The sequence below is a fragment of the Streptomyces sp. NPDC014861 genome (assembly GCF_043081625.1).
Classification (GTDB): Bacteria; Actinomycetota; Actinomycetes; order Streptomycetales; family Streptomycetaceae; genus Streptomyces.
Genome location: NZ_JBIBWV010000001.1, coordinates 394,284 through 419,180, shown reverse-complemented (window position 1 = coordinate 419,180; position 24,897 = coordinate 394,284). Strand labels below are relative to the sequence as shown.

The window sequence follows — 24,897 nt, the reverse complement described above, 5'->3', positions numbered from 1 at the left end:
AGGGATGCAAGGTGACGGACGGAGCAGCAACTCAGGTCGCTCACGTGCTCGTGGCGGCCGACAAGTTCAAGGGCTCGCTCACGGCCGTACAGGTCGCGGAGCGGGTCACGGCGGGACTCCGGAAGGTCGTCCCCGACCTCTCGGTCGAGGCCCTGCCCGTCGCCGACGGCGGCGACGGCACGGTCGCGGCGGCCGTCGCGGCCGGGTTCGAGCGACGAGAGGTGGAGGTCGCGGGGCCCGTCGGCACACCGGTCACCGCCGCGTTCGCGCTGCGCGGCACCACGGCGGTCGTCGAGATGGCGGAGGCGTCCGGCCTCCAGCTCCTCCCGGCCGGTACGTTCGCCGCGCTGACCGCCACGACGTACGGCTCCGGCGAACTGCTCCGGGCCGCGCTCGACGCCGGCGCCACCACGATCGTCTTCGGCGTGGGCGGCAGCGCCACCACGGACGGCGGCGCGGGCATGCTCGCCGCGCTCGGCGCCCGCTTCCTCGACGCGGCCGGCGAGCCCGTCGGCCCCGGCGGCGCGGCCCTGGCCGAGCTGGCCTCCGCCGACCTCTCCGACCTGGACCCGCGCTTCGCCGAGGTCGAGTTCATCCTCGCCAGCGACGTCGACAACCCGCTGACCGGCCCCAAGGGCGCGCCGGCGGTCTACGGCCCGCAGAAGGGCGCCACGCCGGAGGACGTCGAGACGCTGGACGCGGCGCTCGCCCACTTCGCGCAGGTCCTGGAGAAGGCGATCGGCCCGAAGGCCGCCGAGCTCGCCGCCTCGCCCGGCGCGGGCGGTGCGGGCGGCATCGGCTACGGCGCCCTCCTCCTCGGCGCGAGCTTCCGTCCCGGCATCGAGCTGATGCTGGAGGTGCTGGGCTTCGCCCCGGCCCTGGAGCGCGCCACCCTCGTCATCACCGGCGAGGGCTCCCTGGACGAGCAGACCCTCCACGGCAAGGCCCCGGCGGGCGTCGCCGCGGCCGCCCGCGCCGCCGGCAAGGAGGTCGTCGCGGTCTGCGGCCGCCTGGCCCTCCCGCCCGAGACGCTCGGCGCGGCCGGCATCCGCCGCGCCTACCCGCTCTCGGCCCTGGAGCCCGACCCGGCCAAGTCCATCCCGAACGCCGGCCCCCTCCTGGAGGAGGTCGCCTCCCACATCGCCCGGGACTTCCTGGCGTAGCGGTACGAGGGCCGGGCGCTGCGGGCGCCCGGCCGCCGTCGGTCCGTTGCGACGGTGTCCGTCAGCCGTCAGTCCGTCCCGACGGTCCGGTGCGGTGTGCCGGTGGCGGGGTCCAGGGTGATCCTCGTCGTGCCGTCGGTGTCGGTGACCAGGAGGGCGTCCGGGCCGTCCCAGGCGACCGCGTGGAACCCCGTGGTCTCGCCGTACGACGCCACCGGATGGCTCCGGGCGGTGAGACCCGACCCCTCGACCACCGACACCCGCCACAGCGGGTCAATCATCGCCGAGCCCTGCTCCACCCGCACGGTGCGCTCCACGCCGCCCGGTGCCGGTATCCGCTCGGTCTCCTCCCAGCCGGCGCTGAAGACGTCGAACAGCACCAGCCGGAAGAACACCACGAGCACGGCCCCCGCCGCGCACACGGTCGCCACCGACCGCCGCACCCTGCGCGGCGCACCGGTCCGCAGCACGCCCGCGCCGCCCAGCACGAACAGCGCCAGCCAGTAGGGCCAGGCCGCCGCGAACGCGTCGAGCAGCACGACGTACCGGGTGGACTCCGCCACCAGAGACCCCACCAGCTGGGCCATCGGCGCCAGCACCCCGACCGCGATGAGCGCGGGCCCGAGGGCCGGCGGCCGGGTGGTGCGTGTGTTCGTCATGATCGTCATCGTCACATCCTGCCAGCCCGCCCCGTGCCGCGTCGCCCCTTTCGCCCGTCACCCCGGCACCCCGCACGCCCCCCGCCCCGTGCCGCGTCGCCCCTTTCGCCAGTCACCCCGGCACCCCGCCCCGTCGCCCTGCCACACCGCCCCGTCACCCCGGCGACGTCAGCCGGAAGGCGTCCAGGGCCAAGGTCATCTCCGTGAGGTCCCGCGGACGGGACAGCGACCGGGAGGTCAGCTGCTCCAGGCGCCGGAGCCGGTTGAAGACCGTGTTGCGGTGGCAGTAGAGACGGCCGGCCGCACGGCCCGCCGACCCCTCGCAGTCGATCCAGGCGTCCAGCGTCTCCAGGAGCACCGCGCGGTCCGCCGGATCCAGTTCGAGCAGGGCGCCGAGGACGTCGGTGACGAGGATCTCGGCCAGGTCCGGCCGGCCCACGATCAGCGCGCCCGCCATCCTCCGGTCCAGGCGGACCACCTGGCGGGTGCCGGGCGGGCAGGTGCGGAGGGCGAGCTCGGCGAGGCGGCGCGCACGGCCCAGCTCGGTGAGACCCGTGACGACGGGGCTGATGCCGCCGGGGCCCGGGCACCGCCCGTCGAGGAGCTGCGCCAGCGCGTCCAGGCCCGTCCCCTCGGCCAGTGCCACCACCCCGATCTCGCAGTCGGCCCGCATCCGCCACAGGAACCGCAGGCCCTCGCCCCGCACCTGGCGGTGGAACGGCTCCCGCTCCTCCCGCCGGTCAGGACGCAGCACCACCACCGCGTACCGCCCCTGCTCCGGCAGGTCCAGGCCGGCCGCCGCCCGCGCCACCAGCTCCGGCGCCCGCTGACCCCCGAGCAGGGCGTCGACCAGCGCCTGGAGCTGTTCGTCCGTACGCCGCCGCAGCTCCGCCTCGGTCGCCCGGTACGCCTCCGAGGCGCGGTCCGCCTGCGCGTCCACCGCCGACCAGACCGTCGTCGCCGACTGCATCAGCGCCGCGAGCTGCGCCGCGTCCGGGCCCGCGCCCTCGATCAGCGCCTCCCACACCAGATGCCCGGCGTGCCGGTACGCGTGCACCACCAGCTCCAGCGGCATGCCCTGCTCGGCCCGCCGCCGCCCCAGCAGCTCCGCGTGCTCCAGGTCCCGCCGGGGCGAGTGCCGGGGTGCCGAGATCATCTCGATCCCGATCCGCATCGCCTCGTGCGCCTCCTGCCAGTGCTGGTCGTAGGGCACGATCCGCCCGTAGGCGGGCTCGTACGCGTGCAGCTCCGTCAGATGCTCGTCCACCAGCTCCGGCACCCGCTCCAGAAGCGCTGTGCACGCCCGTGCGAGCGCCTTCCAGTCGTCACCGGTCCGCCGTCTGCGCCGTCCCATGGCGGGAGCATCCACCGCCGCGCGCCCCACGGCAACGCCCTGACGCGCAGCGTTGTGCGCATGCACAGCCCTCCGGCGGCCCCGCTGGTCACCGGCAGCGTTTGTGGAGCGGGGCGTGGACGGGCGGTCGGGCGCGGTGCTGGGGTGAGCGCCACCGAACGGCCGAGTAACACGGCCGAGTAACAAGGCGGCCCGGAAGGGGAGTCATGGGAGGTACCGCACCCGCCCTGACGGTGACGGATCTGACGGCGGGATACGGACCGGTGCACGCGCTGCGGCGCGTGTCGCTGACCGTGCCCGCGGGCGCCGTCGTCACCGTCCTGGGCGGCAACGGCGCCGGCAAGTCCACACTGCTGAGGGCGGTCTCGCGCACACTGCGCTTCCACGGCGGGGCCGTGGTCTCCGGCACGGTCACCGCGGCCGGCCGGCCGCTCGACGGGCTGCCGCCCGACCGGGTCGTGGCCGCCGGCGTCTGCCAGGTCCCCGAGGGCCGGCAGGTCTTCGCCCGGATGTCGGTCGAGGACAACCTGCGGGCCGGCGGGCTCGCCCGGCGCGGCGACCGCGCCGCGAAGGCCGCGGCCCTGCGCCGGGTCCACGAACTGTTCCCCGTCCTCGCGGAGCGGTCCCGGCAGCCCGCGGGACTCCTCTCCGGCGGCGAGCAGCAGATGCTCGCCGTCGGCCGGGCCCTGATGGCCGCCCCCGAGCTGCTGCTCCTCGACGAGCCCTCGCTCGGGCTCGCCCCGCTGATGGCCGCCCGGATCGCGGAGGCGGTCCGGGAGATCAACGCGCAGGGCACGGCGGTGCTGCTCGTCGAGCAGAACGCGGCGCTCGCGCTGAAGCTCGCCACGCACGCGTACGTCCTGGAGGTCGGCGAGGTCGCCCTCTCCGGTCCGGCGGAGGAGCTGGCCGCCTCGGACGAGGTCCGCCGCCGCTATCTGGGCGTCGTGGACGCGGAGGCCGCCGAGGACGCCGCCCGGGCCGAGGCCGCCCACCCCGTCCTGTCCCGCTGGGACGCAGAGGCCCGGGTCCCCGCCCGCGCCCCGCGCCGCAAGGAGAACCGATGAGCACCGCCCCACCGCCGGACGGCACCCCCGGCGCCGACGACCCCGGCGTGCCCGCGCCGCGCACCCCCGGTGACGCGGACGCGCCCGCGGCCGGCCCCGCCCCCGCGGCGGGGACCGCGCGCCCCGACGTGCCCGTCCTCACCGTCACCGGCCTCACCGTCCGCTTCGCCGGACTCACCGCCCTCGACGGCGTCGACTTCACCGTGCGTCCCGGGACCGTGCACGCCCTCATTGGGCCCAACGGCGCCGGGAAGTCCACCTGCTTCAACGTGCTCTCCGGGGTGTACCGGGCGACCTCGGGCTCCGTACGGCTCGGCGAGCACGAGCTGACCGCCCTGCCGCCGCACCGGATCGCCGACCTCGGCGTCGGCCGGATCTTCCAGAACCTGGCCCTCCCGCCGCGCGCGACCGTCGAGGACAGCCTCATGCTCGGCCGCCACCGGCTCACCCGCACCGGCTTCCTCGCCGCCGGGCTCCGGCTGCGGTCCGCCGCCCGCGAGGAGGCCCGGCACCGGGCCCGCGTCCGGGAGATCGCGGACTTCGTCGGCCTCGGCGACCAGCTGGCGAAACCCGCGGGCTCGCTCCCGTACGGGCAGCAGAAGCTCGCCGAACTGGCCCGCGCCCTCTGCATGGAGCCCACCCTGCTGCTCCTCGACGAACCGGTCGCCGGCATGACCGCCGACGAACGCCGCCGCACCGCCGCCGTCATCGCCGGCGTCCGCGACGGCCTCGGGATCTCCGTCCTGCTCGTCGAGCACGACATGGGCCTCGTGATGCGGCTCGCCGACTCCGTCACCGTCCTCGAATTCGGCCGCCGGATCGCCGACGGCAGCCCCGCCGACGTCCAGAACGACCCGGCGGTCGTCCGCGCCTACATCGGAGAGGAGACCGCCGCGTGAGCACCTTCGCCGAGTTCCTCATCAACGGGCTCTCCCTGGGCTCCGTCTACGCCCTCATCGCCCTCGGCTTCGTCGTCATCTTCCGCGCCACGGAGGTCGTCAACTTCGCCCACGCCTCACTGCTCCTGGCCGGCGGCTACCTCGTCGCCGTCCTCCACGAACCCCTCGGGTTCTGGCCCGCGCTGGCCGCCGGGATCGCGGGGGCGGCCGTGGTCGGCGCCGCCGTCGAGTTCTTCGTCATGCGCCGCCACCGGGGAGGCGACCACAGCGTCCTCGCCATCGTCACCATCGGCGTCGACATCCTCCTCGCCACCGAGCTGACCCGCCGGATCGGCACCGACATCCTCGCCCTCGGCGACCCGTGGGGCGACGCGGTCGTCACCCTCGGCCCGGTGACGATCGCCGAGACCCGGATCGCCGCCCTGCTCGCCGCCGCCCTCCTCATCACCGCCTTCCTCCTGGCCTTCCGGCACACCTCCTGGGGCGTCGCCATGCGGGCCGCCGCCGAGAGCCAGGAGACCGCCGCGCTGATGGGCGTCCGCCTCGGCCGGGTCTCGCTCGGCGCCTGGGCGGTCGCCGGAGCGCTCGCCGCGGTCGCCGCGCTCTTCCTCACCGTCTTCCCCACCCCCGGCCTGGAACGCGGCACCTCGCTCGCCGCACTCAAGGCGTTCCCCGCCGCGATCCTCGGCGGCCTCGACTCCACCACCGGCGCGCTGGTCGGCGGACTGATCGTCGGCGTCGTCGAGTCCCTCGCCACCGGCTACCAGTCCGACCTGGCCTTCCTCGGACGCGGGATCGGCGACCTCGCCCCGTACCTGGTGATGGTCGCGGTGCTGCTGATCCGCCCGGCCGGCCTCTTCGGCACGAAGGAGCTCGCCCGTGTCTGAGCGCACCGGGATCCCCGCGAAGGCGTACGGGTACGCCGCCGCCGGCCTCGTCCTCCTCGCCCTCCCCTTCTACCTGGAGCGGTTCTGGCTCCAGGCCGGGCTCTTCGCCATCGCCGCCGCCATCGGCGCCATCGGCATCAACCTGCTCACCGGCGCCACCGGCCAGCTCTCCATGGGCCACGCCTTCTTCCTCGCCGTCGGCGCCTACGGCTACTGCGCCCTCGCCGGCGACGGTGGCGACGGCCTCAGCGGCCTCGGCCTGCCGGGCTGGCTCGCCGCCGTCCTCGCCGTCGGCCTCGCGGGCCTGGCCGGCGGGGTGTTCAGTCCCATCGCGGGCCGGCTGCACGGCGCGTACCTCGGCATCGCCACCCTCGCGCTGATCTTCATCGGCCAGCACGTCCTCTTCAACGCCCACGACCTCACCGGCGGCTACAACGGCCGGGCCGTCCCCCCGCTGAACCTCTTCGGCCTCACCTTCGACGACACCGAACTCCTCGTCGCCCAGGTCCCCTTCGGGGCGGTGGAGAAGCTCTGGTACCTGGGCCTCGCCCTGCTCGCCGGCGGGGTGCTGTTCGCCCGCGGGGTGCTCCGGGGCCGCCCCGGGCGCGCCATGAACGCCATCCGCGACCACCGGATCGCCGCCGGCGTCATGGGCATCCCGGTCGCCCGGCACCGGGCCGCCGTCTTCGTCCTCTCCTCCATGTACGCGGGGCTCGCCGGCGTCCTGCTGGCCCTGGTCTTCCAGCGGACCGTGCCCGAGTACTTCGGCATGGCGCTCTCCCTGGAGTACCTGGCGATGATCGTCATCGGGGGACTCGGCTCCGTCGCCGGAGCCGTCGCCGGCGGCGTCTTCGTCGCCCTGCTCCCGCAGGTGCTCAACCGGTACGCCGAAGCCCTGCCGCTGGTCTCCGCGCCCGGCACCGGCGGCATCGCCCCCGGCGAGGCCGCCCGCTACCTCTACGGCGCCGCCGTCGTCGGCGTCGTCCTCTTCCTGCCCGGCGGCCTCGCGAGGCTCGTCGCGCGAACCCCGATCCACCGACCCTCAGGGGAGACTCGATGAAGCACAGACGACAGGCGGCCGTGCGGGGCCTCGCCGCGGCGCTCGCGACGCTGGTCGCGCTCACCGCCGCCGGATGCAGCTCCAAGGCGAAGACCGGAGACGGCAAGGAGACCGGAGCCGGCGGGGTCAAGATGGGGGAGGGCGTCACCGACACGACGATCGCGCTCGGCGCGCTCACCGACATGACCGGCGTGTACGCCACTCTCGGCAAGAGCGTCACCCAGGCCCAGCAGCTGTGGGTGAAGCAGGCCAACGCCGCCGGCGGCATCTGCGGCCGGAAGCTGGAGCTCACCGTCCGCGACCACGGCTACGACCCGCAGAAGGCGCTCGCCGCCTACACCGAGCTGGAGCCCAAGGTCGTCGGCTACCCCCAGTTCATCGGCTCCCCGTTCGTCGCCGCCGTCAAGCAGCGCGTCGACGGCCAGGACAAGGGCCTGGTCATGCCCCAGGCGTGGTCGGCCTCCCTCCTCGGCTCCCCGTACATCCGCGTCCTCGGCTCCACCTACGACGTCGAGACGATCAACGCGGTCGACTTCCTCGTCACCGAGAAGGGCCTCAAGAAGGGCGACAAGCTCGGCCACGTCTACTTCGAGGGCGACTACGGCGAGAACGCCCTCAAGGGCTCCAAGTACGCCGCCGAGCAGGCCGGCCTGACCGTCGTCGAGCAGAAGATCAAGCCCACCGACAACGACATGTCCGCGCAGGTCGCCGCGCTCAAGCAGGCCGGGGTGAAGGCGGTCCTGATCAGCGCGGGACCGCGCCAGGCCGCCTCCCTGGTCGGCGTGGCCGCCGCCACCGGCCTCCGCATCCCCGTCGTCGGCAACAACTCCGCCTTCGCCCCGCAGCTCCTCGGCACCCAGGCGGGACCGGCCCTGGAGCAGATGTACTGGTTCGCCTCCCCGAGCCTCCCGATCGGCGCCGACACCCCGGCCGCCAAGAAGCTCGCCGCCGACTACGCCGCCGCCTACCCCGACGACGGCCTCGACAACGGCGTCGTCGCCGGCTGGACCGCCGCCACGGCCTTCGGAGAGATCCTGAGGAAGGCGTGCGAGCACGAGGACCTCACCCGTGAGGGCCTCGCCAAGGCGCTCCTGATCCTCAGCGCCCACGACCCCGGCTTCGGCATGACCCACGACTTCAGCGACCCGAAGTCCCCGTCGTCCCGCCAGTCCGTCATCATCCAGCCCGACAAGAAGGCCCCCGGCGGCATGCGCACGGTCCGGCAGCCCTTCGTCTCCGAGGCGGCCGAGAGCTACACCTTCTGACCACGCGACTCCCACGGAAAGAGGACAGGGAGTGTCCTCTTTCCGTGGGAGCGTGACGGCATGACCGTCCTCGACGCCCGCGCCCTCAACCGCGCCGCCCTCGCCCGCCAGCACCTCCTCGACCGCACCGACGCCCCGGCCCTCGACGTCGTCGCCCACCTGTGCGGGCTCCAGGCGCAGGAACCGCAGGAACCCTTCACCGGCCTCTGGTCGCGGGTCCGCGACTTCCGCACCGGCACCCTGGACGCCCTCCTGACCGGCCGCGAGGTTGTCCGCACCCACCTGATGCGCCGCACCGTCCACCTCGTCACCGCCGACGACGCCCTCGCCTGGCGGGCCCGCCACGACTCCATGCTCCAGAGCCGCGTCCTCACCACCTACAAGGCCGAACTCGCCGGGGTCGACCCGGTGGAGCTCGCCGTCGCCGGCCGCGCGGTGATGGCCGACGGAGAGCCCCGCACCATGGCCGAACTCGTCGAGGCGGTCGCCGACCGCTGGCCCGGCCCGCCCCGCCGCGCCCTCGGCGAACTGCTCGTCGCCGGTGTGATCCCGATGGTCCAGCTGCCCCCGCGCGGCCTGTGGGGCGCCCGGGCCGGCGTCCGCAACCAGACCCTCGCCGGCTGGCTGGGCCGCGAGGTCCCGCCGCTCCCCGAGGACGCCGCCGACCCCGTCGGACAGACCCTGGTCCGGCGCTACCTCGCCGCCCACGGCCCCGCCACCTCCGGCGACCTGCGCGCCTGGTGCGGCCTCACCGGGCTGCCCGCCGCCGTCAAGGCCGTCCGGGACGAGCTCGTCTCCTTCCGCGACGAGCGGGGCCGCGAACTCCTCGACCTCCCCGACGCGCCCCGCCCGGACCCGGACACCCCCGCCCCCGTCCGCTTCCTCCCCGCCTTCGACAACGCGATCCTCGGCTACCAGGACCGCGGCCGGATCATCGACGACGCCCACCGTCTGCTCTCCGTCGCCGGCGAGCGCGTCCTGCTGGTCGACGGCCGGGTCTCGGCCACCTGGACCCTGGACGAGGGCGTCCTCGCCGTCGCCCCGCTCCGCGCCCTCTCCCGGACCGAACGCGCCGCGGTCACCGAGGAGGGCGGCGCCCTGGCCGCGTTCCTCACCGACGGCGCGAGCGACGGCGTCCGGGTGGCCGCGCCCTGACCCCCCGGCACCTGCCGTCACCTCCCGGAAACCTCCCGGTGTGATGCTCGGATCATGAACGTGCTCATCGAGGAGAACGCCGCCCACCCCGGCCTGCCCGCCCTGCTCACCGCCTACCACCTCGCCACCGAGGCCGAGAAGGGCGCCGCCGTGACCGGCCCGGCCGATCTGCCGGCCGCCCGCCGGGCCGAGGCCGAGGACCCCGTCACCGCCTTCGCCGCCGACACCGTCCTGCTCGCCGTCGCCCCGGAGACCGGCCTGGCCGCCGGCTGCCTCGTCCTGAAGGCCGGTCCCGTGCCCGAGGTCAAGCGGGTCTGGGTCGAGCCGGAGGCCCGGGGGAGGGGGCTCGCCGGCGCGCTGATGGGCGAGGCGCTGCGCCGGGCCGCCGCGGCCGGCGCCGCGTCCGTCCGGCTCACCGTCTGGGAGTGGCGGGAGGGCCCCCTCGCCCTCTACCGCAAGCTCGGCTTCGAGCTCGCCGCCTCCTGGGACGACCGCCCCGGCCTGCTCTGCCTGGAGAAGCGGCTCGCCCCCGGCGACCGCGTCGAGCGCCTCACCCCCGACGCCGTCCGCGCCCACGCCGCGGGCGGCCTCGCCGCGCTCCTCGTGGACGCCGTCGACGACGGCGCCTCCGTCGGCTTCCTCGCGCCCCTGGACCCCGCCGAGGCGGCGGCGTGGTGGACCCGGGCCGCCGGCACCAGGGACGTCTGGGCGGCCTTCGGACCGGACGGAACCCTCACCGGAGCGGTCACCCTCCTCCGTACCGACACCGCCAACGGCCGCCACCGCGGCGAGATAGCCCGCCTCCTCGTCCACCGCGCGGCCCGCGGCCGGGCCCTGGGCCGCCGCCTGCTGGCCTCCGCGGAGGCCCACGCGGCCGCCACCGGCCTGACGCTCCTCGTCCTGGACACCCGGACCGACAGCCCCGCCGAACGCCTCTACCGGGGCGCCGGCTGGATCCCGGCCGGCACCGTCCCGGAGTACGCCGCCGACCCGGACGGCACCCTCCGGGCCACCACGCTCTACTACAAGCTCCTGGCGGCATGACGAAGGGCCCGGAAGCGGGATGCTTCCGGGCCCTTCACCCGTTCCGTACGGCCGGGGGTCAGCGCAGCTGCGCCGCCTCGGCCTGCCGCGCCTCGCGGCTCTCGCGCCGGTTGCCGCGGAAGGTGTTGACGCGGCGGGCGGTCGCGAAGAGGGGGATCACGGCGCCCAGCACGACCTGGAGGGCGCAGCCGGCCTGGAGCAGGAACTGCCCGCCGGGGGCGTCGAAGGCCCAGGCGGCCAGCATGGCCATGGCTCCGACGATCCAGCTGAGCATGGCCGCCGCGAGGACGCCCCGCGGCTTGGGGTACTCGACCCGGCTGACCATCAGCCACGCGGTGCCGATGATCGCGAGCAGCGTCGGGATGAACGGCAGCTCCAGCAGGATGATCGAGACCACCGTGAGCGCGCCGAAGGGGCTCGGCATGCCCTGGAACATGCCGTCCTTCATCGTCACGCAGGAGAACCGCGCGAGGCGCAGCACCACCGCGAGCAGCACCACGATGGCGGCGACCGCCGAGACCTTCTGCTGCGCGTCGTCCGCGACCATGCCGTAGACGAGCACGAAGTACGCCGGGGCCAGACCGAAGCTGATCAGGTCCGACAGGTTGTCGAGCTCGGCGCCCATCGGCGAGCTGCGGAGCTTGCGCGCCACGATGCCGTCGAAGAGGTCGAAGATCGCCGCGCACAGCATCAGTATCACGGCGGTGGCGGCGCTGTTGCGCGCCATGCCCGTCTCCGTGCTGCCGGTGAGGTGCGGGATCAGGATGCCCGTGGTGGTGAAGTACACCGCCATGAAGCCACACGTGGCGTTACCGAGCGTGAGGGCGTCCGCTATGGACAGCCTCAGCGACAGCGGCATCTCCTCCGCCTCCTCGGCCCCCTCCGACTCGGAGTCGGCGGCCCAGTCGGCGGCTCGTGTGTCGGGATCAATCACGGTCAATGCGAGTCACCCCCGCGGTCGTGACCTGCCCCACCTCGACGTCGACCTCGACACCCTCCGGAAGGTAGATGTCGACCCGCGAGCCGAAGCGGATCAGGCCGATCCGGTCACCCTGCTCGACCTTGGTCCCCTGCGGGATGTACGGCACGATGCGCCGCGCCACGGCACCCGCGATCTGGACCATCTCGATGTCGCCGAGCTCGGTGTCGAAGTGCCAGACGACGCGCTCGTTGTTCTCGGACTCCTTGTTGAAGGCCGGGACGAAGCCGCCGGGGACGTGCTCGACCGAGGTCACCGTGCCGGCCAGCGGCGCACGGTTGACGTGCACGTTGAGCGGGCTCATGAAGATGGCGACCCGGGTGCGCCCGTCCTTCCACGGCATGATGCTCTGCACCACGCCGTCGGCGGGGGAGATGACCCGGCCCTGAGCGATCTCGCGCTCGGGGTCGCGGAAGAACCACAGCATGCCGGCCGCGAGCGCGGTGGTCGGCACGGCGATTGCCCTGGCGCGCTTCGAGCGGCCGGAGCGCGCGAGGCTGAGCGCCGCCGTGGCGACGGTCGGCAGAAGCCACGGCGATGCTCCGCGTGCGATGCGTGCGCCCTTGAGGCTGTCGCGGTGTGCAGAGTTTGGGCTGTGGGGCATGGATGACCTTCGTAGCGGATGATGCCGCGCTGGCAACGGGGGACGGCGGCTTTCCGGCGATGCTATCGGTTGCGGGGCGCAACTGGGCAAGCCAGGAACCGAGTCGACGGCCGGAAGACGAACACGGGGTGTGATCTTCTTCGCGGCCGTATCGACTCAAAACCGACAATCAACCCTGAAGGCGGTACTCCTCCAGGAGTCGGCGGCCAATGATCATTTTCTGGATCTCGGCGGTACCTTCACCGATGAGCAGCATCGGCGCCTCACGGTAGAGACGCTCGATCTCGTACTCCTTCGAGAACCCGTAGCCGCCGTGAATGCGGAACGCATCCTCCACGACCTCCTTGCAGTACTCGGAGGCGAGGTACTTCGCCATCCCTGCTTCGAGGTCGTTTCGTTCCCCGGAGTCCTTTTTGCGTGCTGCGTTCACCATCATGGCATGGGCGGCCTCGACCTTGGTAGCCATTTCGGCCAGCTTGAACTGGATCGCCTGGTGCTGGGCGATCGGCTTTCCGAACGTCTGGCGCTGCTGGGCGTACCCCACACCGAGCTCGAAGGCACGCTGAGCGACGCCGCAACCACGGGCCGCCACGTTCACGCGGCCGACCTCGACACCGTCCATCATTTGGTAAAACCCTCGACCGGTGACACCGCCGAGGACCCGATTGGCCGGAATGCGCAGGCTGTCCATGATGAGCTCGGTGGTGTCGACACCCTTGTAGCCCATCTTGTCGATCTTGCCGGGGATGGTGAGGCCGGGGCGGACCTCTCCGAAGCCGGGCTCCTTCTCGACGAGGAAGGTCGTCATCGACCGGTGGGGCGCGGTGCCCTCCGGGTGGCCTTCGTCACTTCGGACGAGAACGGCGACCAGCGTTGACGTACCGCCGTTGGTCAGCCACATCTTCTGGCCGTCGAGGACGTACTCGTCGCCGTCCCTGACCGCCTTCGAGGTGATGGCGGACACGTCCGAGCCGAGACCCGGCTCCGACATCGAGAAGGCGCCGCGCGTCTCGCCGGCCGCCATCCGCGGGAGGAAGTACTCCTTCTGCTCCTGGGTGCCGTGCTGCTTCAGCATGTACGCCACGATGAAGTGCGTGTTGATGATGCCGGAGACCGACATCCAGCCGCGGGCGATCTCCTCCACGCACAGCGCGTAGGTGAGCAGCGACTCGCCCAGGCCCCCGTACTCCTCGGGGATCATCAGACCGAAGACGCCGAGCTCCTTGAGCCCGTCGACGATCTGCTGCGGGTACTCGTCGCGGTGCTCCAGCTCCGTCGCGACCGGGATGATCTCCTTGTCGACGAAGTCCCGCACGGTGGCGAGGATCTCCTGCTGGACATCGGTCAGGCCGTGGGTGTGGGCGAGTCGCGCCATGGCTACTTCTCCGGCTTCTTGGAAGGCTCGATGAGCTCGGGGCGGCCCGGCTGCTCGCCGCCGCGCGCGTCGATGTACTCGGCGGTCGGGACCATCACCTTGCGGCGGAAGACGCACACGAGGGTGCCGTCCTGCTTGTAGCCCTTGGTCTCGACGTACACGATCCCGCGGTCGGTCTTCGACCTCGACGGGGTCTTGTCGAGGACCGTCGTCTCGCCGTAGATCGTGTCGCCGTGGAAGGTCGGCGCCACGTGCCGCAGCGACTCGATCTCCAGGTTGGCGATGGCCTTGCCGGAGACGTCCGGCACGGACATCCCGAGCAGCAGCGAGTAGATGTAGTTGCCGACCACCACGTTCCGCTTGAAGTCGGTCGTGTTCTCCGCGTAGTTCACGTCCATGTGCAGCGGGTGGTGGTTCATGGTGAGGAGGCAGAAGAGGTGGTCGTCGTACTCGGTGACCGTCTTCCCGGGCCAGTGCTTGTAGACGGCACCGACCTCGAACTCCTCATAGGTACGTCCGAACTGCATGGCGCTACGCCTCCGGGATCTCGAACTTGCCGGTGCGCCGCATGCCGGCGGCGCGGCCCTTGCCGGAGATGACCAGGGCCATCTTGCGGGAGGCCTCGTCGATCATCTCGTCGCCGAGCATCGCGGAGCCCTTCTTCCCGCCGGCCTCGGACGTGTAGTAGTCGTACGCGTCGAGGATCAGCTCGGCGTGGTCGTAGTCCTCCTGCGAGGGCGAGAAGATCTCGTTCGCGGCGGCGACCTGGTCCGGGTGGAGCACCCACTTGCCGTCGAAGCCCAGGGCGGCGGCGCGCTGCGCGACCGCGCGGTACCCCTCCTGGTTGCGGATCTGGAGGTAGGGGCCGTCGATCGCCTGGAGGTTGTTGGCGCGGGCCGCCATCAGGATGCTCATCAGGATGTGGTGGTACGCGTCCGCCGGGTAGCCGGGCGGCTGCTCGCCGACCACCAGCGACTTCATGTTGATGGAGGCCATGAAGTCGGCCGGGCCGAAGATGATCGTCTCGACGCGCTGCGAGGCCTGCGCGATCGCGTTCACGTTGTTCAGGCCCTGGGCGTTCTCGATCTGCGCCTCGATGCCGATCTTGCCGACCTCGAAGCCCATGGTCTTCTCGATCTGGGTGAGCAGCAGGTCGAGGGCGACGATCTGCTGGGCGTCCTGGACCTTCGGCAGCATGATGCAGTCGAGGTTCTGGCCGGCGCCCTCGACGACGGTGACGACGTCGCGGTACGTCCAGTGGGTCGTCCAGTCGTTGACGCGGACCACGCGGGTCTTGCCGGTCCAGTCGCCCTCGTTCAGGAACTTCACGATGGTGTGGCGGGCCTCGGGCTTGGCCAGCGGTGCGCAGGCGTCCTCCAGGTCCAGGAAGACCTGGTCGGCGGCGAGGCCCTGGGCCTTCTCCAGGAAGCGCGGGTTGGAGCCGGGCACCGCGAGACAGGAGCGGCGGGGGCGCAGCCGGTTCACAGGGGAAGCGGTGCTGGTCATGCGGGGACCTCCGTGCTTTCAGTGACGTGCAGGGGGTGAAGCCTGTTGGCTTTCCGGATCTCGTCGACGATACGGCCGATGATCTCGGTGATGCCGAAGTCCTTCGGGGTGAAGACCGCGGCCACGCCCGCGCGGCGCAGTTCCTCGCCGTCGGCGTTCGGGATGATCCCGCCGACCACGACCGGGATGTCGGTGGCGCCGGCCTGCTTGAGCCGGTCCAGGACGTCCGGGACGAGCTGGGCGTGCGAACCGGAGAGGATCGACAGGCCGACGGCGTGCACGTCCTCCTCCAGGGCGGCGTCCACGATCTGCTCCGGAGTGAGCCGGATCCCCTGGTAGACCACCTCGAACCCGGCGTCGCGGGCCCGGACGGCGATCTGCTCGGCGCCGTTGGAGTGCCCGTCCAGGCCCGGCTTGCCGACCAGGAAGCGGAGCTTGCCGATGCCCAGGTCCTCGGCGGTGCGGTCGACCCTGCGGCGGACCTCCGCCAGCGGCGAGCCGGACTCGGCCGGCACGGCGACCGGGGCGGAGGAGACGCCGGTGGGGGCGCGGTACTCGCCGAAGACCTCGCGCAGCGCCCCGGCCCACTCACCGGTGGTGACACCGGCGCGGGCGCACTCCAGGGTGGCCTCCATGAGGTTCTCGGTGCCGCGCGCGGCGTCCTTGAGCTGCTCCAGGGCCTGCTGGGTGGTGGGGAAGACGAACGGGTCGCCGTCTCCCTGGCGGTCCGTGGACTCCTGGCGCTCGGCACGCCAGCGGGTGACGGCGCCGACCACGCGGGCCTCGACGGCGGGGTCGACGGTCTGGATCGCGGTGTCGAGGTCGGCGGTGAGCGGGTTCGGCTCGGTCGTCTCGAAGACGTTGACGCCGATGATCTTGTCCTCGCCGGACTCGATCCGGGCGCGCCGCTCGGCGTGCGAGGAGACCAGCTGGGCCTTGAGGTAGCCGGACTCGACGGCGGCCATCGCGCCGCCCATCTCCTGGATCCGGTCGATCTCGGCGAGGCACTCGGTGACGAGGGAGTCGACCTTGGCCTCGACGACGTGGGAGCCGGCGAAGATGTCCTCGTACTCCAGCAGGTCGGACTCGTGGGCGAGGACCTGCTGGATGCGCAGCGACCACTGCTGGTCCCAGGGCCGGGGGAGGCCCAGGGCCTCGTTCCAGGCCGGGAGCTGGACGGCCCGGGCGCGGGCGTCCTTGGAGAGGGTGACGGCCAGCATCTCCAGGACGATCCGCTGGACGTTGTTCTCCGGCTGGGCCTCGGTGAGGCCGAGCGAGTTGACCTGGACGCCGTAGCGGAAGCGCCGCTGCTTGGCGTCCTCGATCCCGTACCGCTCGCGGGTCACCGTGTCCCAGATGCGGCCGAAGGCGCGCATCTTGCACATCTCCTCGATGAAGCGGACGCCCGCGTTCACGAAGAAGGAGATGCGGGCGACGACCTCGCCGAACCGCTCCTCGGGGACCTGCCCCGAGTCGCGGACGGAGTCGAGGACCGCGATGGCGGTGGACATCGCGTACGAGATCTCCTGGACCGGAGTGGCCCCCGCCTCCTGCAGGTGGTAGCTGCAGATGTTGATCGGGTTCCACTTCGGGATGTTGTTGACCGTGTACGCGATCATGTCCGTCGTGAGGCGGAGCGAGGGGCCGGGCGGGAAGACGTGCGTCCCGCGCGACAGGTACTCCTTCACGATGTCGTTCTGCGTGGTGCCCTGGAGCCTGGTGATGTCCGCACCCTGCTCCTCGGCCGCCACCTGGTAGAGCGCCAGGAGCCACATCGCCGTGGCGTTGATCGTCATCGAGGTGTTCATCTGCTCCAGGGGGATGTCCTGGAACAGCCGGCGCATGTCACCGAGGTGCGAGACGGGGACGCCGACCCGGCCGACCTCGCCGCGGGCGAGGATGTGGTCGGGGTCGTAGCCCGTCTGGGTCGGCAGGTCGAAGGCGACCGACAGACCGGTCTGTCCCTTTGCGAGGTTGCGCCGGTACAGCTCGTTGGACGCCTCGGCGGTCGAGTGACCGGCGTACGTCCGCATGAGCCACGGCCGGTCCTTCTGGCGCTCAGTCATCTTCGGGACCTCAGATGTTCCGGAAGCGGTTGATGGCGTCGATGTGCTGGGCCCGGAGCTCGGGGTTGCTGACGCCGAGGCCCTCCTCGGGGGCGAGCGCGAGGACGCCGACCTTGCCCTGGTGGAGGTTGCGGTGGACGTCGTAGGCGGCCTGGCCGGTCTCCTCCAGGCTGTACGTCTTCGAGAGGGTGGGGTGGATCTTGCCCTTGGCGATCAGGCGGTTGGCCTCCCACGCCTCGCGGTAGTTGGCGAAGTGCGAGCCGATGATCCGCTTCAGCGACATCCACAGGTAGCGGTTGTCGTACTGGTGCATGTAGCCCGAGGTGGAGGCGCAGGTGGTGATGGTGCCGCCCTTGCGGGTGACGTAGACCGAGGCGCCGAAGGTCTCGCGGCCCGGGTGCTCGAAGACGATGTCGATGTCCTCGCCGCCGGTCAGCTCGCGGATCCTGGAGCCGAAGCGCTTCCACTCGCGCGGGTCCTGGGTGTTCTCGTCCTTCCAGAACCGGTAGCCCTCGGCGTTGCGGTCGATGACCGCCTCGGCGCCCATGGCGCGGCAGATGTCGGCCTTCTCCGGGGAGGAGACGACGCAGATCGGGGTGGCGCCGCCGGCCAGGGCGAACTGGGTGGCGTAGGAGCCGAGGCCGCCGCTGGCGCCCCAGATGAGGACGTTGTCGCCCTGCTTCATGCCGGCGCCGTTGTTGGAGACCAGCTGGCGGTAGGCGGTCGAGTTGACGAGGCCGGGGGCCGCCGCCTCCTCCCAGCTGAGGTGGCCGGGCTTCGGCATCAGCTGGTTGGACTTGACGAGGGCGATCTCGGCGAGGCCGCCGAAGTTGGTCTCGAAGCCCCAGATGCGCTGCTCGGGGTCGAGCATGGTGTCGTTGTGGCCGTCCGAGGACTCCAGCTCGACGGAGAGGCAGTGGGCGACGACCTCGTCGCCGGGCTGCCAGGCGTTGACGCCGGGGCCGGTGCGCAGGACGACGCCGGCCAGGTCGGAGCCGATGACGTGGTACGGCAGGTCGTGGCGCTTGGTCAGCTCGGAGAGGCGGCCGTAGCGCTCCAGGAAGCCGAAGGTCGAGACGGGCTCGAAGATCGAGGTCCAGACCGAGTTGTAGTTGACCGAGGAGGCCATGACGGCGACGAGCGCCTCGCCCGGGCCGAGCTCGGGCAGGGCCACGTGGTCGAGGTGGAGCGACTTGCGGGGGTCCTTGTCGCGGCTCTCGACCCCGGCGAACATCTCCGCCTCGTCCTTGTGGACGGTGACGGCCCGGTACGACTCGGGGAGCTTGATGTTCGCGAAGTCGGCGGAAGTGGAGTCCGGCGACTGGATCGCGTCCAGGATTTCCTTCACGGTGTGCCTCCGGCGGAGAGCGTCCGGGAGCGGACGCCTGAGGGGATACGTCGGGGAGTGCTGCTGCTGTGGAGGTGTGCCGTCGGTTCGGCTCGGTGGTGCTGCGGCGGCGCCGTGGTGGGGCGCGAGGGTGCCTGTGACGCAGGCGTCCGGGCGCACGGCCGTGGGGCTGTGGGGACAGCCGGAGCACGAGCTTTCTCTGCGCCCCGGCCACCCGGACAACATCAACGTATGGCACGCCGTGTCACGTGACAAGGCACTGCGTGCCAACAATTTCTCTCAGATGCGAAAAGGTCCTCACGGATGAGCGATGATCGATCGAATGCGCCTCTGAGCAGGGGAAACGCGACGAGGGCCGCCCCCGGGAAACCGGGGGCGGCCCTCGTGTCGGACCTTCGAAGGTGCGGGAGAAGGGCCCCTCAGCCCTTCGTCAGCGCCTCCTGGATGGTGCGCATGACCTCGTCCAGCGGAGCGTCGGTACGGGCCACCGCGACGACCACGTCACCCGAGGCGGCGACCCGCGCCGGCGGCTCGGCCGCGGGCTCACGGTCGGGCTGCCCCGCCGGGACCGGCTGGGCGGAGGAGGGGGCCGGACGGCCCGCGCCTATCCCGGTGCCGAAGGTCTCGCGGACGATCGCGAAGGCGTGGTCCAGCTGGGTCTCCACGTCCCCCTGGCCACCGGCCCGCAGCCAGCGGCGCAGCACGTGGTTGTGGGCGGTGACCACCGCGGAGGCCGCCACCTCGGCGAGCAGCGGGTCGTCGTTCCCGTCGTGGTGGTCGCGCTCGTCGAAGTGGCCCAGGAGGTAGCGGGTGAAGAGCCGCTCGTAGCGGGCCACCGAGGCGATCTCCCGCTCCCGCAGCGTCGGCACCTCACGGGTCAGCCGGTAGCGGGCCACGGAGATCGCGGGGGAGCCCGCGTACATCTTCATGACCTCCTTGATGCCCCGGCACACCGTGTCGAGCGGGTGCTCGTGCGGCGGCGCCGCGTTCAGCACCGCCTCCGCCCGCACCAGCGTGTCGTCGTGGTCCGGGAAGATCGCCTCCTCCTTGGACCGGAAGTGGCGGAAGAAGGTGCGCCGGGCCACCCCGGCCGCCGCCGCGATCTCGTCGACCGTGGTGGCCTCGTACCCCTTCGTCGCGAAGAGCTCCATCGCGGCGGCCGCCAGCTCCCGCCGCATCTTCAGCCGCTGCGCGGCGGCACGGGTCCCCGCCGCGCTCTCCTGAGCGTCGGACGGGGAGGTGGCACGGGGTGTCTTCACGGCCTTGGGCATGACCCGAACGTACTGCATCGGCGCAGGAAGACGCGCCTGCGGGGGCGGGCCGCCGGAGGGCTCCAGGAGCCCTCCCCACCCCCGTCGAGGCTCGGTGGGCTCAGCGCCGGGCATATTCGCGGAAGCCGCGCCCCGTCTTGCGGCCGAGGCAGCCGGCCGCCACCAGGTGCTCCAGGAGCGGCGCCGGGGCCAGACCCGGGTCGCGGAACTCGCGGTGCAGCACCTTCTCGATCGCCAGCGAGACGTCCAGACCGACCACGTCGAGCAGCTCGAACGGGCCCATCGGGTAGCCGCCGCCCAGCTTCATCGCGGTGTCGATGTCGTCCAGCGTCGCGTAGTGCTCCTGGACCATCTTGACCGCGTTGTTCAGGTACGGGAACAGCAGCGCGTTCACGATGAAGCCGGCCCGGTCGCCGCAGTCCACGCCGTGCTTCCTGATCCGCGCGGTGACCTCGCGGACGGTGGCGTGCACGTCGTCGGCGGTCAGGACCGTACGGACGATCTCGACCAGCTTCATCGCCGGCGCCGGGTTGAAGAAGTGCATGCCGATGACGTCCTGCGGACGCGAGGTGGCCCGGGCACAGGCCACCACCGGCAGCGAGGAGGTCGTGGTGGCGAGCACCGCGCCCGGCTTGCAGATCTTGTCCAGGCGGGCGAACAGCTCCTGCTTGATCCCCAGGTCCTCGGCGACCGCCTCGACCGCCAGGTCGACCTCGGCGAAGGAATCCAGCGAACCGGCCGGGGAGATCCGGGCCAGTGTCTCGTCGCGGGCCTCGGCGGTCAGCCGGCCCTTGTCCACCGAGCGGGCCAGCGACTTGGCGATGTACGCCTTGGCCGCGTCCGCCTTCTCCTGCGAGCGGGCGGCGAGGACCACGTCGTACCCGGCCTTGGCGAAGACCTCGGCGATGCCGGAGGCCATCGTGCCCGAGCCGGCCACGCCCACCGAGCGGACCTCGCGGCCCGCGCCGCCGGCGCCCGACGCCCCGGGGGTCAGCGCGTCGGCGACCTTCTCGGCCGAGCCCGGCGCCGCGTACGTGTAGAAGCCGCGGCCCGCCTTGCGGCCGGTCAGCCCCGCCTCGGCGAGCTGCTTCAGGATCGGTGCGGGGGCGTGCAGCCGGTCGTGGGACGCCTGGTACATCGCGTCGAGGACCGTACGGGCGGTGTCGACGCCCACCAGGTCGAGCAGCTCCAGCGGGCCCATCGGCAGGCCGCAGCCCAGCTTCATCGCCGCGTCGATGTCCTCGCGGGAGGCATAGCGGGCCTCGTACATCGCGGCGGCCTGGTTCAGGTAGCCGAAGAGCAGCCCGTCCGCGATGAAGCCGGCCCGGTCACCGACGGCCACCGGCTCCTTGCCGAGGTCCTGGGCCAGCCGGGTGACCGCGTCCACCGCCCGCGGGTCGGTCAGGACCGAGGAGACCACCTCGACCAGCTTCATCGCCTGGACCGGAGCGAAGAAGTGCAGGCCGAGGACGCGCTCGGGGTGCGCCGAGTCGGCCGCGAGCCGGGTCACCGAGAGGGCGTTGGTGCCGGTCGCGAGGACGGCGTCCGGGCGGACGATGCCGTCCAGGGCCCGGAACACCTCCTGCTTGGTCTCGTACTCCTCCGGGACGACCTCGATGACGAGGTCGGCCGCGGCGGCTGCCTGGAGGTCCGAGTAGACGCGGAAGCGCGCCAGCGCGTCCTGCCGCTCGTCCTCGGTGATCCGCTCGCGGGCCACCGAACGGGCGGTGGACGCCTCCAGGGCGGCGACGGCCCGGGCGGCCGCGGACTCGCTGACGTCGATGCCGACGACCTCACGGCCGGCCCGGACGAGGACGTCGGCGATGCCGGTGCCCATGGTGCCGAGGCCGACGACGGCGATGGTGGAGAGAGGGGTGTCCATCAGGGGACTCCTGGGAGGAAGAGTGACGACTGAGGGCGGTGCGCGCGGAAGAAGAGGGGCGCGTGAAATGCCGAGGGCGCGGCCCGCTGCCCGGAGGCAGCGCCGCGGCGTACGGGAATGCGGACCCGGCGCACGGCGGCGAGGGGCCTGAAGAGAGAAAAGGGAGGACGAAAGCTCTGTCCCTGAGCCACGTCGAGAACTGCCGAACCGACCAGCGCCCACCTCGGCTGCGTCACCAGGCCGAGGCGAGAAAGTGCGGGGGTTCCCCGCTCAGTTGAGATTAACCGGCCGGTAACGAGCGCGCCAGTCCTGGGAAGTCGGGAAAATGTGATCTGGATCGCGGATAGCCTCGGATTCATGGAAAACCCCGAGGGAATCTCCGAGGATCCCGAATTCTGCTCGATGATCGATCGATTGCGGGACGAGATCGAGAACGAAGAGGGAAGTCTTCCCGCCGCATTCGGAGAACTCGCCCGCACCGCCGACCCCGAAGAACTCCACGACCTGCTCACCGCCCCCGGCCGGCCCCTCTGGGCCCGCGAGATCGCCGCCTACCGGCTCGGCGTCGCCGGGGACCCGAGGGCCTTCGAGGCCTTGGTCCTCCTCCTCAACCACCGGGACCCCGAGCGCTGCGTCACCGCCGCCCACGCCCTCGTCCGGCTGGCCGACCCGCGCACCGCCCGGGCCGCCGCGGCCCTCGCCACCAACGAACTCCGGGCCGCCTACGCCCTCCTGCCGGTGCGGCTCCTCGCCGATCTGCGCGCTCCCGAGTCCGTCCCCGCCCTCGTCACCGTCCTGGAGCGCCGTCTCGCGACGGGCGACCCGCACTGGCGGGTCGGTCTCGCCTGCGTCGAGGGCCTGGGCACGCTGGGCGACCCGCTGGCCCGGGACGTCCTCGAAGCGGCCCTCCCGCACCCCCGGCTGGGCCGCGCCGCCGAACGCTCCCTGGGACTCCTCGCGGGGTGAAGCCGGTCCGGGGCGGGGCCCGGCGGTCCGGGGTCGGGGTGCCTCAGCGTATGAGCCGGAGCTCCGTCGGGCCCTGCTCCGGTCGCTCCTCCGGGACCAGCGCGAACGCCTCGATCTCCAGGAGCAGTTCGGGCCGCACCAGCGCGTCCACCTGCACCGCGGAGCTCGCCGGCAGCGGCAGTCCGGCGAAGGCCGCGTCCCGCGCGTCCCGCACGGCCGGGAGGTGTGCCACGTCGGTGAGGAAGTAGGTCAGCTTCACCACGTCCCCGAAGCCCGCGCCGGCGGCGGCCAGGCAGCGCTCCAGATTCGCGAAGACCTGCCGGGCCTGTGCGGCCGGGTCCGCCGCGCCGACCACGGCCCCCGAGGCGTCGGTGGCGATCTGGCCGGAGATCGCGACGAACCGGCCCGTGCCCCACACGACGTGGCTGTACTGCGGACTGGGCGCGACGCCCTCGGGGGCGGGGACGTGGGTCAGGTGGCTGGTCATGCCCCACATCCTCGCCCATGCCACTGACAACGCCCGCGCCTCCGAGCGGCGCGGGCGTGGTCGGTGAGGGGAACGCCCAGGTCAGCGCACGTGACCCAGGAGTCCGTGGAGGGTCGCCCCGGCCGGCTGGACCCGGGCCCGGACCTTCGCCGCGACGGCCTCGGCGGAGGCCTCCGGGGCGCCTTCGGTCGCGGCCTCGGCGGAAGTCTCCGGGGCGCCTTCGGCGGCGGTCCCGGCGGGGATCTCCGCCGGGGTCTCCCTGGTCGTCGGCGCGGCCGGGACCGGGTCGGGCTCGGGCTCCGGCAGGGCCGCGCAGACGGCGTCGACCTCGGACGTGCCCTCGGCGCGCGGCACGGTGCCGGTGGCGAGGAAGGTGCTCAGGTGCTTGTCGAGGCAGTCGTTGCCGGCCAGGGTCACGCCGTGGTTCCCGCCGCCCTGCTCGACGACCAGGCTGGAGCCGCGGAGCATCCGGTGCAGGGCGAGCCCGCCCTCGTACGGGGTGGCGGCGTCGTCGGTGGCCTGGAGGATGAGGACCGGCGGCAGCTGGTCGTTGCCGACCTCCGGCGGGGTGAGCGGCGCCACCGGCCAGAACGCGCAGGGGGCGTTGTACCAGGCGTTGTTCCAGGTCGAGAAGGGCGCCTTGGCGTGCACCTCCCAGTTGTCCTTGCGCCAGACGTTCCAGTCCTTGGGCCAGGCGGCGTCCCGGCACTGCACCGCGGTGTAGACCGAGTAGCCGTTGTCGGCGGCGGCGTCCGCCTCGCCGTACCGCTCGTAGGCGGCCTTGAGCGGCGCCGGGTCCTGCTTGTTCACGTACGCGGAGAAGGCGGTGGCGAGCTTGGGCCAGTAGCCGTCGTAGTACCCGCCGGGCAGGAAGGTGTCCTCCAGCTCGCCGGGGCCGACCTTGCCGCCCGCGGGCGAGTCGCGCAGCTCCTCGCGCATCCGGTACCAGGCGGCCTCGACGGCGGCCGGGTCCTGGCCCAGCTTGTAGACGGCGCTGTGCTTCGCCACCCAGGCCATGAAGTCCTTGTGGCGGGTGTCGAAGGCGTAGTCCTGGGCGATGTTGTCCTCGTACCAGACGCCGTTGGGGTTGACGACGGAGTCCAGCGCCATCCGCCCCACCCGCTCGGGGTGCAGCCGGGCGTAGACCGCGCCCAGGTAGGTGCCGTACGAGTAGCCGAGGTAGTTGATCCGCTCGGCGCCGAGCGCCTTCCGGATGAGGTCCAGGTCGCGGGCGGTGGAGACGGTGTCGATGTACGGGAGGACGTCGGCGTGCTTCTTTCCGCAGGCGGCGGCGAACGCCTGGGCGCGCTCCAGGGCGGTCCGCTCGGCCCTCGTGCCGCGCGGCACCGAGTCGGGCCGGACGGGGTCGAAGTGGCCGGGCCGGCAGTCCAGGGCGGGCTCGCTCCTGCCCACGCCGCGCGGGTCGAAGCCGATGACGTCGTACTGGGCGGCGACCTCTGCGGGCAGCGAGGAGGCGACGTAGCCGGCCATGCCGCGGCCGCTGCCGCCCGGCCCTCCGGGGTTGACGACGAGCGGGCCGAGGGACGTCTTCGCGGTGTGCGGGACCCGGGTCAGCGCCAGCGTGATGCTCCGGCCGGCCGGGTCGTCGTGGACGAGCGGCACCTTGAGGGTGGCGCACTGGAGCCGGGGGTACGCCTGCGTGCCGCAGGCGGTCCAGGCGAGCGGGGGGAGGGGGCGGGGGGTCGGCTCGCCGGTGCCTGCGGCGGACGCCGGCAGGACGGTGACCGTCCCGGCGACCAGTGCCCCAGCGGCGATCAGCATTCCTGCGCGGGTGGTCATGGAGCGTGGAGTGCCCCGCGGGGCGCGGGACACGACCTGTTCCGCCGGTAATCGACCCGAACG

22 protein-coding genes are annotated in these 24,897 nt (G+C 72.6%); 9 read left to right on the top strand and 13 right to left on the bottom strand.

Annotation, left to right across the window (positions count from 1 at the left end; genetic code table 11):
- Positions 1-11 precede the first annotated feature (11 nt).
- Positions 12-1,163, top strand: coding sequence for a glycerate kinase (locus tag ACF1BN_RS01790; RefSeq protein WP_392329596.1), 1,152 nt, complete (start codon positions 12-14; stop codon positions 1,161-1,163).
- 68 nt (positions 1,164-1,231) lie between these two features.
- Here the strand turns inward: ACF1BN_RS01790 and ACF1BN_RS01785 are convergent, their stop codons facing one another.
- Both ACF1BN_RS01785 and ACF1BN_RS01780 read right to left on the bottom strand, forming a co-directional pair.
- Positions 1,232-1,822, bottom strand: a complete 591-nt coding sequence (locus tag ACF1BN_RS01785) for a hypothetical protein (RefSeq protein ID WP_392329595.1) — start codon at positions 1,820-1,822, stop codon at positions 1,232-1,234.
- A gap of 154 nt (positions 1,823-1,976) precedes the next feature.
- On the bottom strand, positions 1,977-3,176 hold the full coding sequence (locus ACF1BN_RS01780; protein WP_392329594.1) for a PucR family transcriptional regulator: 1,200 nt from the start codon (positions 3,174-3,176) through the stop codon (positions 1,977-1,979).
- 281 nt (positions 3,177-3,457) lie between these two features.
- Between ACF1BN_RS01780 and ACF1BN_RS01775 the strand changes: the two genes are divergently transcribed.
- From ACF1BN_RS01775 to ACF1BN_RS01745, 7 genes are read left to right on the top strand one after another with little or no spacing between them, the layout of a single operon-like run.
- Entirely contained in the window at positions 3,458-4,240 is a 783-nt protein-coding gene (locus tag ACF1BN_RS01775) for an ABC transporter ATP-binding protein (RefSeq protein WP_392329969.1), read from the top strand.
- Positions 4,237-5,139: an ABC transporter ATP-binding protein gene (locus ACF1BN_RS01770; protein ID WP_392329593.1), complete on the top strand. Its 903-nt coding sequence runs from the start codon at positions 4,237-4,239 to the stop codon at positions 5,137-5,139. The genes ACF1BN_RS01775 and ACF1BN_RS01770 overlap by 4 nt, the downstream gene beginning before the upstream one ends.
- Positions 5,136-6,026, top strand: coding sequence for a branched-chain amino acid ABC transporter permease (locus ACF1BN_RS01765; RefSeq protein WP_392329592.1), 891 nt, complete (start codon positions 5,136-5,138; stop codon positions 6,024-6,026). Before ACF1BN_RS01770 ends, ACF1BN_RS01765 begins: the two co-directional genes overlap by 4 nt.
- A complete protein-coding gene (locus tag ACF1BN_RS01760; RefSeq protein WP_392329591.1) occupies positions 6,019-7,086 on the top strand; it encodes a branched-chain amino acid ABC transporter permease in 1,068 nt (355 codons plus the stop codon). Before ACF1BN_RS01765 ends, ACF1BN_RS01760 begins: the two co-directional genes overlap by 8 nt.
- Positions 7,083-8,351 carry an ABC transporter substrate-binding protein gene (locus tag ACF1BN_RS01755; protein WP_392329590.1) on the top strand — a complete coding sequence of 423 codons (1,269 nt, stop codon included), beginning with the start codon at positions 7,083-7,085 and terminating at the stop codon, positions 8,349-8,351. Before ACF1BN_RS01760 ends, ACF1BN_RS01755 begins: the two co-directional genes overlap by 4 nt.
- 60 nt (positions 8,352-8,411) lie before the next feature.
- Positions 8,412-9,506: a winged helix DNA-binding domain-containing protein gene (locus tag ACF1BN_RS01750; RefSeq protein WP_392329589.1), complete on the top strand. Its 1,095-nt coding sequence runs from the start codon at positions 8,412-8,414 to the stop codon at positions 9,504-9,506.
- Positions 9,507-9,560: 54 nt separating this feature from the next.
- Positions 9,561-10,550 (top strand): GNAT family N-acetyltransferase, encoded by a 990-nt coding sequence (locus ACF1BN_RS01745; RefSeq protein ID WP_392329588.1) that lies wholly within the window; start codon positions 9,561-9,563, stop codon positions 10,548-10,550.
- Positions 10,551-10,608: 58 nt separating this feature from the next.
- Here ACF1BN_RS01745 and pssA read toward each other — a convergent pair whose 3' ends face one another.
- From pssA to ACF1BN_RS01700, 9 genes are all read right to left on the bottom strand, one after another.
- A complete protein-coding gene (gene pssA, locus ACF1BN_RS01740; protein ID WP_392329968.1) occupies positions 10,609-11,484 on the bottom strand; it encodes a CDP-diacylglycerol--serine O-phosphatidyltransferase in 876 nt (291 codons plus the stop codon).
- Entirely contained in the window at positions 11,477-12,133 is a 657-nt protein-coding gene (locus tag ACF1BN_RS01735; RefSeq protein WP_376598911.1) for a phosphatidylserine decarboxylase, read from the bottom strand. Before ACF1BN_RS01735 ends, pssA begins: the two co-directional genes overlap by 8 nt.
- A 169-nt stretch (positions 12,134-12,302) precedes the next feature.
- Positions 12,303-13,508 carry an acyl-CoA dehydrogenase family protein gene (locus tag ACF1BN_RS01730; RefSeq protein WP_392329587.1) on the bottom strand — a complete coding sequence of 402 codons (1,206 nt, stop codon included), beginning with the start codon at positions 13,506-13,508 and terminating at the stop codon, positions 12,303-12,305.
- 2 nt (positions 13,509-13,510) lie between these two features.
- Positions 13,511-14,035 (bottom strand): MaoC/PaaZ C-terminal domain-containing protein, encoded by a 525-nt coding sequence (locus tag ACF1BN_RS01725; RefSeq protein ID WP_391077020.1) that lies wholly within the window; start codon positions 14,033-14,035, stop codon positions 13,511-13,513.
- Between the two features lie 4 nt (positions 14,036-14,039).
- Positions 14,040-15,014, bottom strand: coding sequence for an HpcH/HpaI aldolase/citrate lyase family protein (locus ACF1BN_RS01720; RefSeq protein WP_392329586.1), 975 nt, complete (start codon positions 15,012-15,014; stop codon positions 14,040-14,042).
- Positions 15,011-17,080, bottom strand: coding sequence for a protein meaA (locus tag ACF1BN_RS01715; RefSeq protein ID WP_392329585.1), 2,070 nt, complete (start codon positions 17,078-17,080; stop codon positions 15,011-15,013). The genes ACF1BN_RS01720 and ACF1BN_RS01715 overlap by 4 nt, the downstream gene beginning before the upstream one ends.
- A gap of 10 nt (positions 17,081-17,090) precedes the next feature.
- On the bottom strand, positions 17,091-18,428 hold the full coding sequence (gene ccrA, locus ACF1BN_RS01710; RefSeq protein WP_392329584.1) for a crotonyl-CoA carboxylase/reductase: 1,338 nt from the start codon (positions 18,426-18,428) through the stop codon (positions 17,091-17,093).
- A 419-nt stretch (positions 18,429-18,847) separates the two neighbouring features.
- Positions 18,848-19,699: a TetR family transcriptional regulator gene (locus ACF1BN_RS01705; protein WP_392329583.1), complete on the bottom strand. Its 852-nt coding sequence runs from the start codon at positions 19,697-19,699 to the stop codon at positions 18,848-18,850.
- 100 nt (positions 19,700-19,799) lie between these two features.
- A complete protein-coding gene (locus tag ACF1BN_RS01700) occupies positions 19,800-21,581 on the bottom strand; it encodes a 3-hydroxyacyl-CoA dehydrogenase family protein (RefSeq protein ID WP_392329582.1) in 1,782 nt (593 codons plus the stop codon).
- 357 nt (positions 21,582-21,938) lie between these two features.
- Between ACF1BN_RS01700 and ACF1BN_RS01695 the strand changes: the two genes are divergently transcribed.
- Positions 21,939-22,547: a HEAT repeat domain-containing protein gene (locus tag ACF1BN_RS01695; protein ID WP_392329581.1), complete on the top strand. Its 609-nt coding sequence runs from the start codon at positions 21,939-21,941 to the stop codon at positions 22,545-22,547.
- Between the two features lie 43 nt (positions 22,548-22,590).
- On the opposite strand, the gene ACF1BN_RS01690 is transcribed toward ACF1BN_RS01695, so the two are convergent.
- Both ACF1BN_RS01690 and ACF1BN_RS01685 read right to left on the bottom strand, forming a co-directional pair.
- Positions 22,591-23,034: a RidA family protein gene (locus tag ACF1BN_RS01690; protein WP_392329580.1), complete on the bottom strand. Its 444-nt coding sequence runs from the start codon at positions 23,032-23,034 to the stop codon at positions 22,591-22,593.
- Between the two features lie 81 nt (positions 23,035-23,115).
- Positions 23,116-24,834, bottom strand: a complete 1,719-nt coding sequence (locus ACF1BN_RS01685) for an alpha/beta fold hydrolase (protein ID WP_392329579.1) — start codon at positions 24,832-24,834, stop codon at positions 23,116-23,118.
- Between the last annotated feature and the right edge of the window lie 63 nt (positions 24,835-24,897).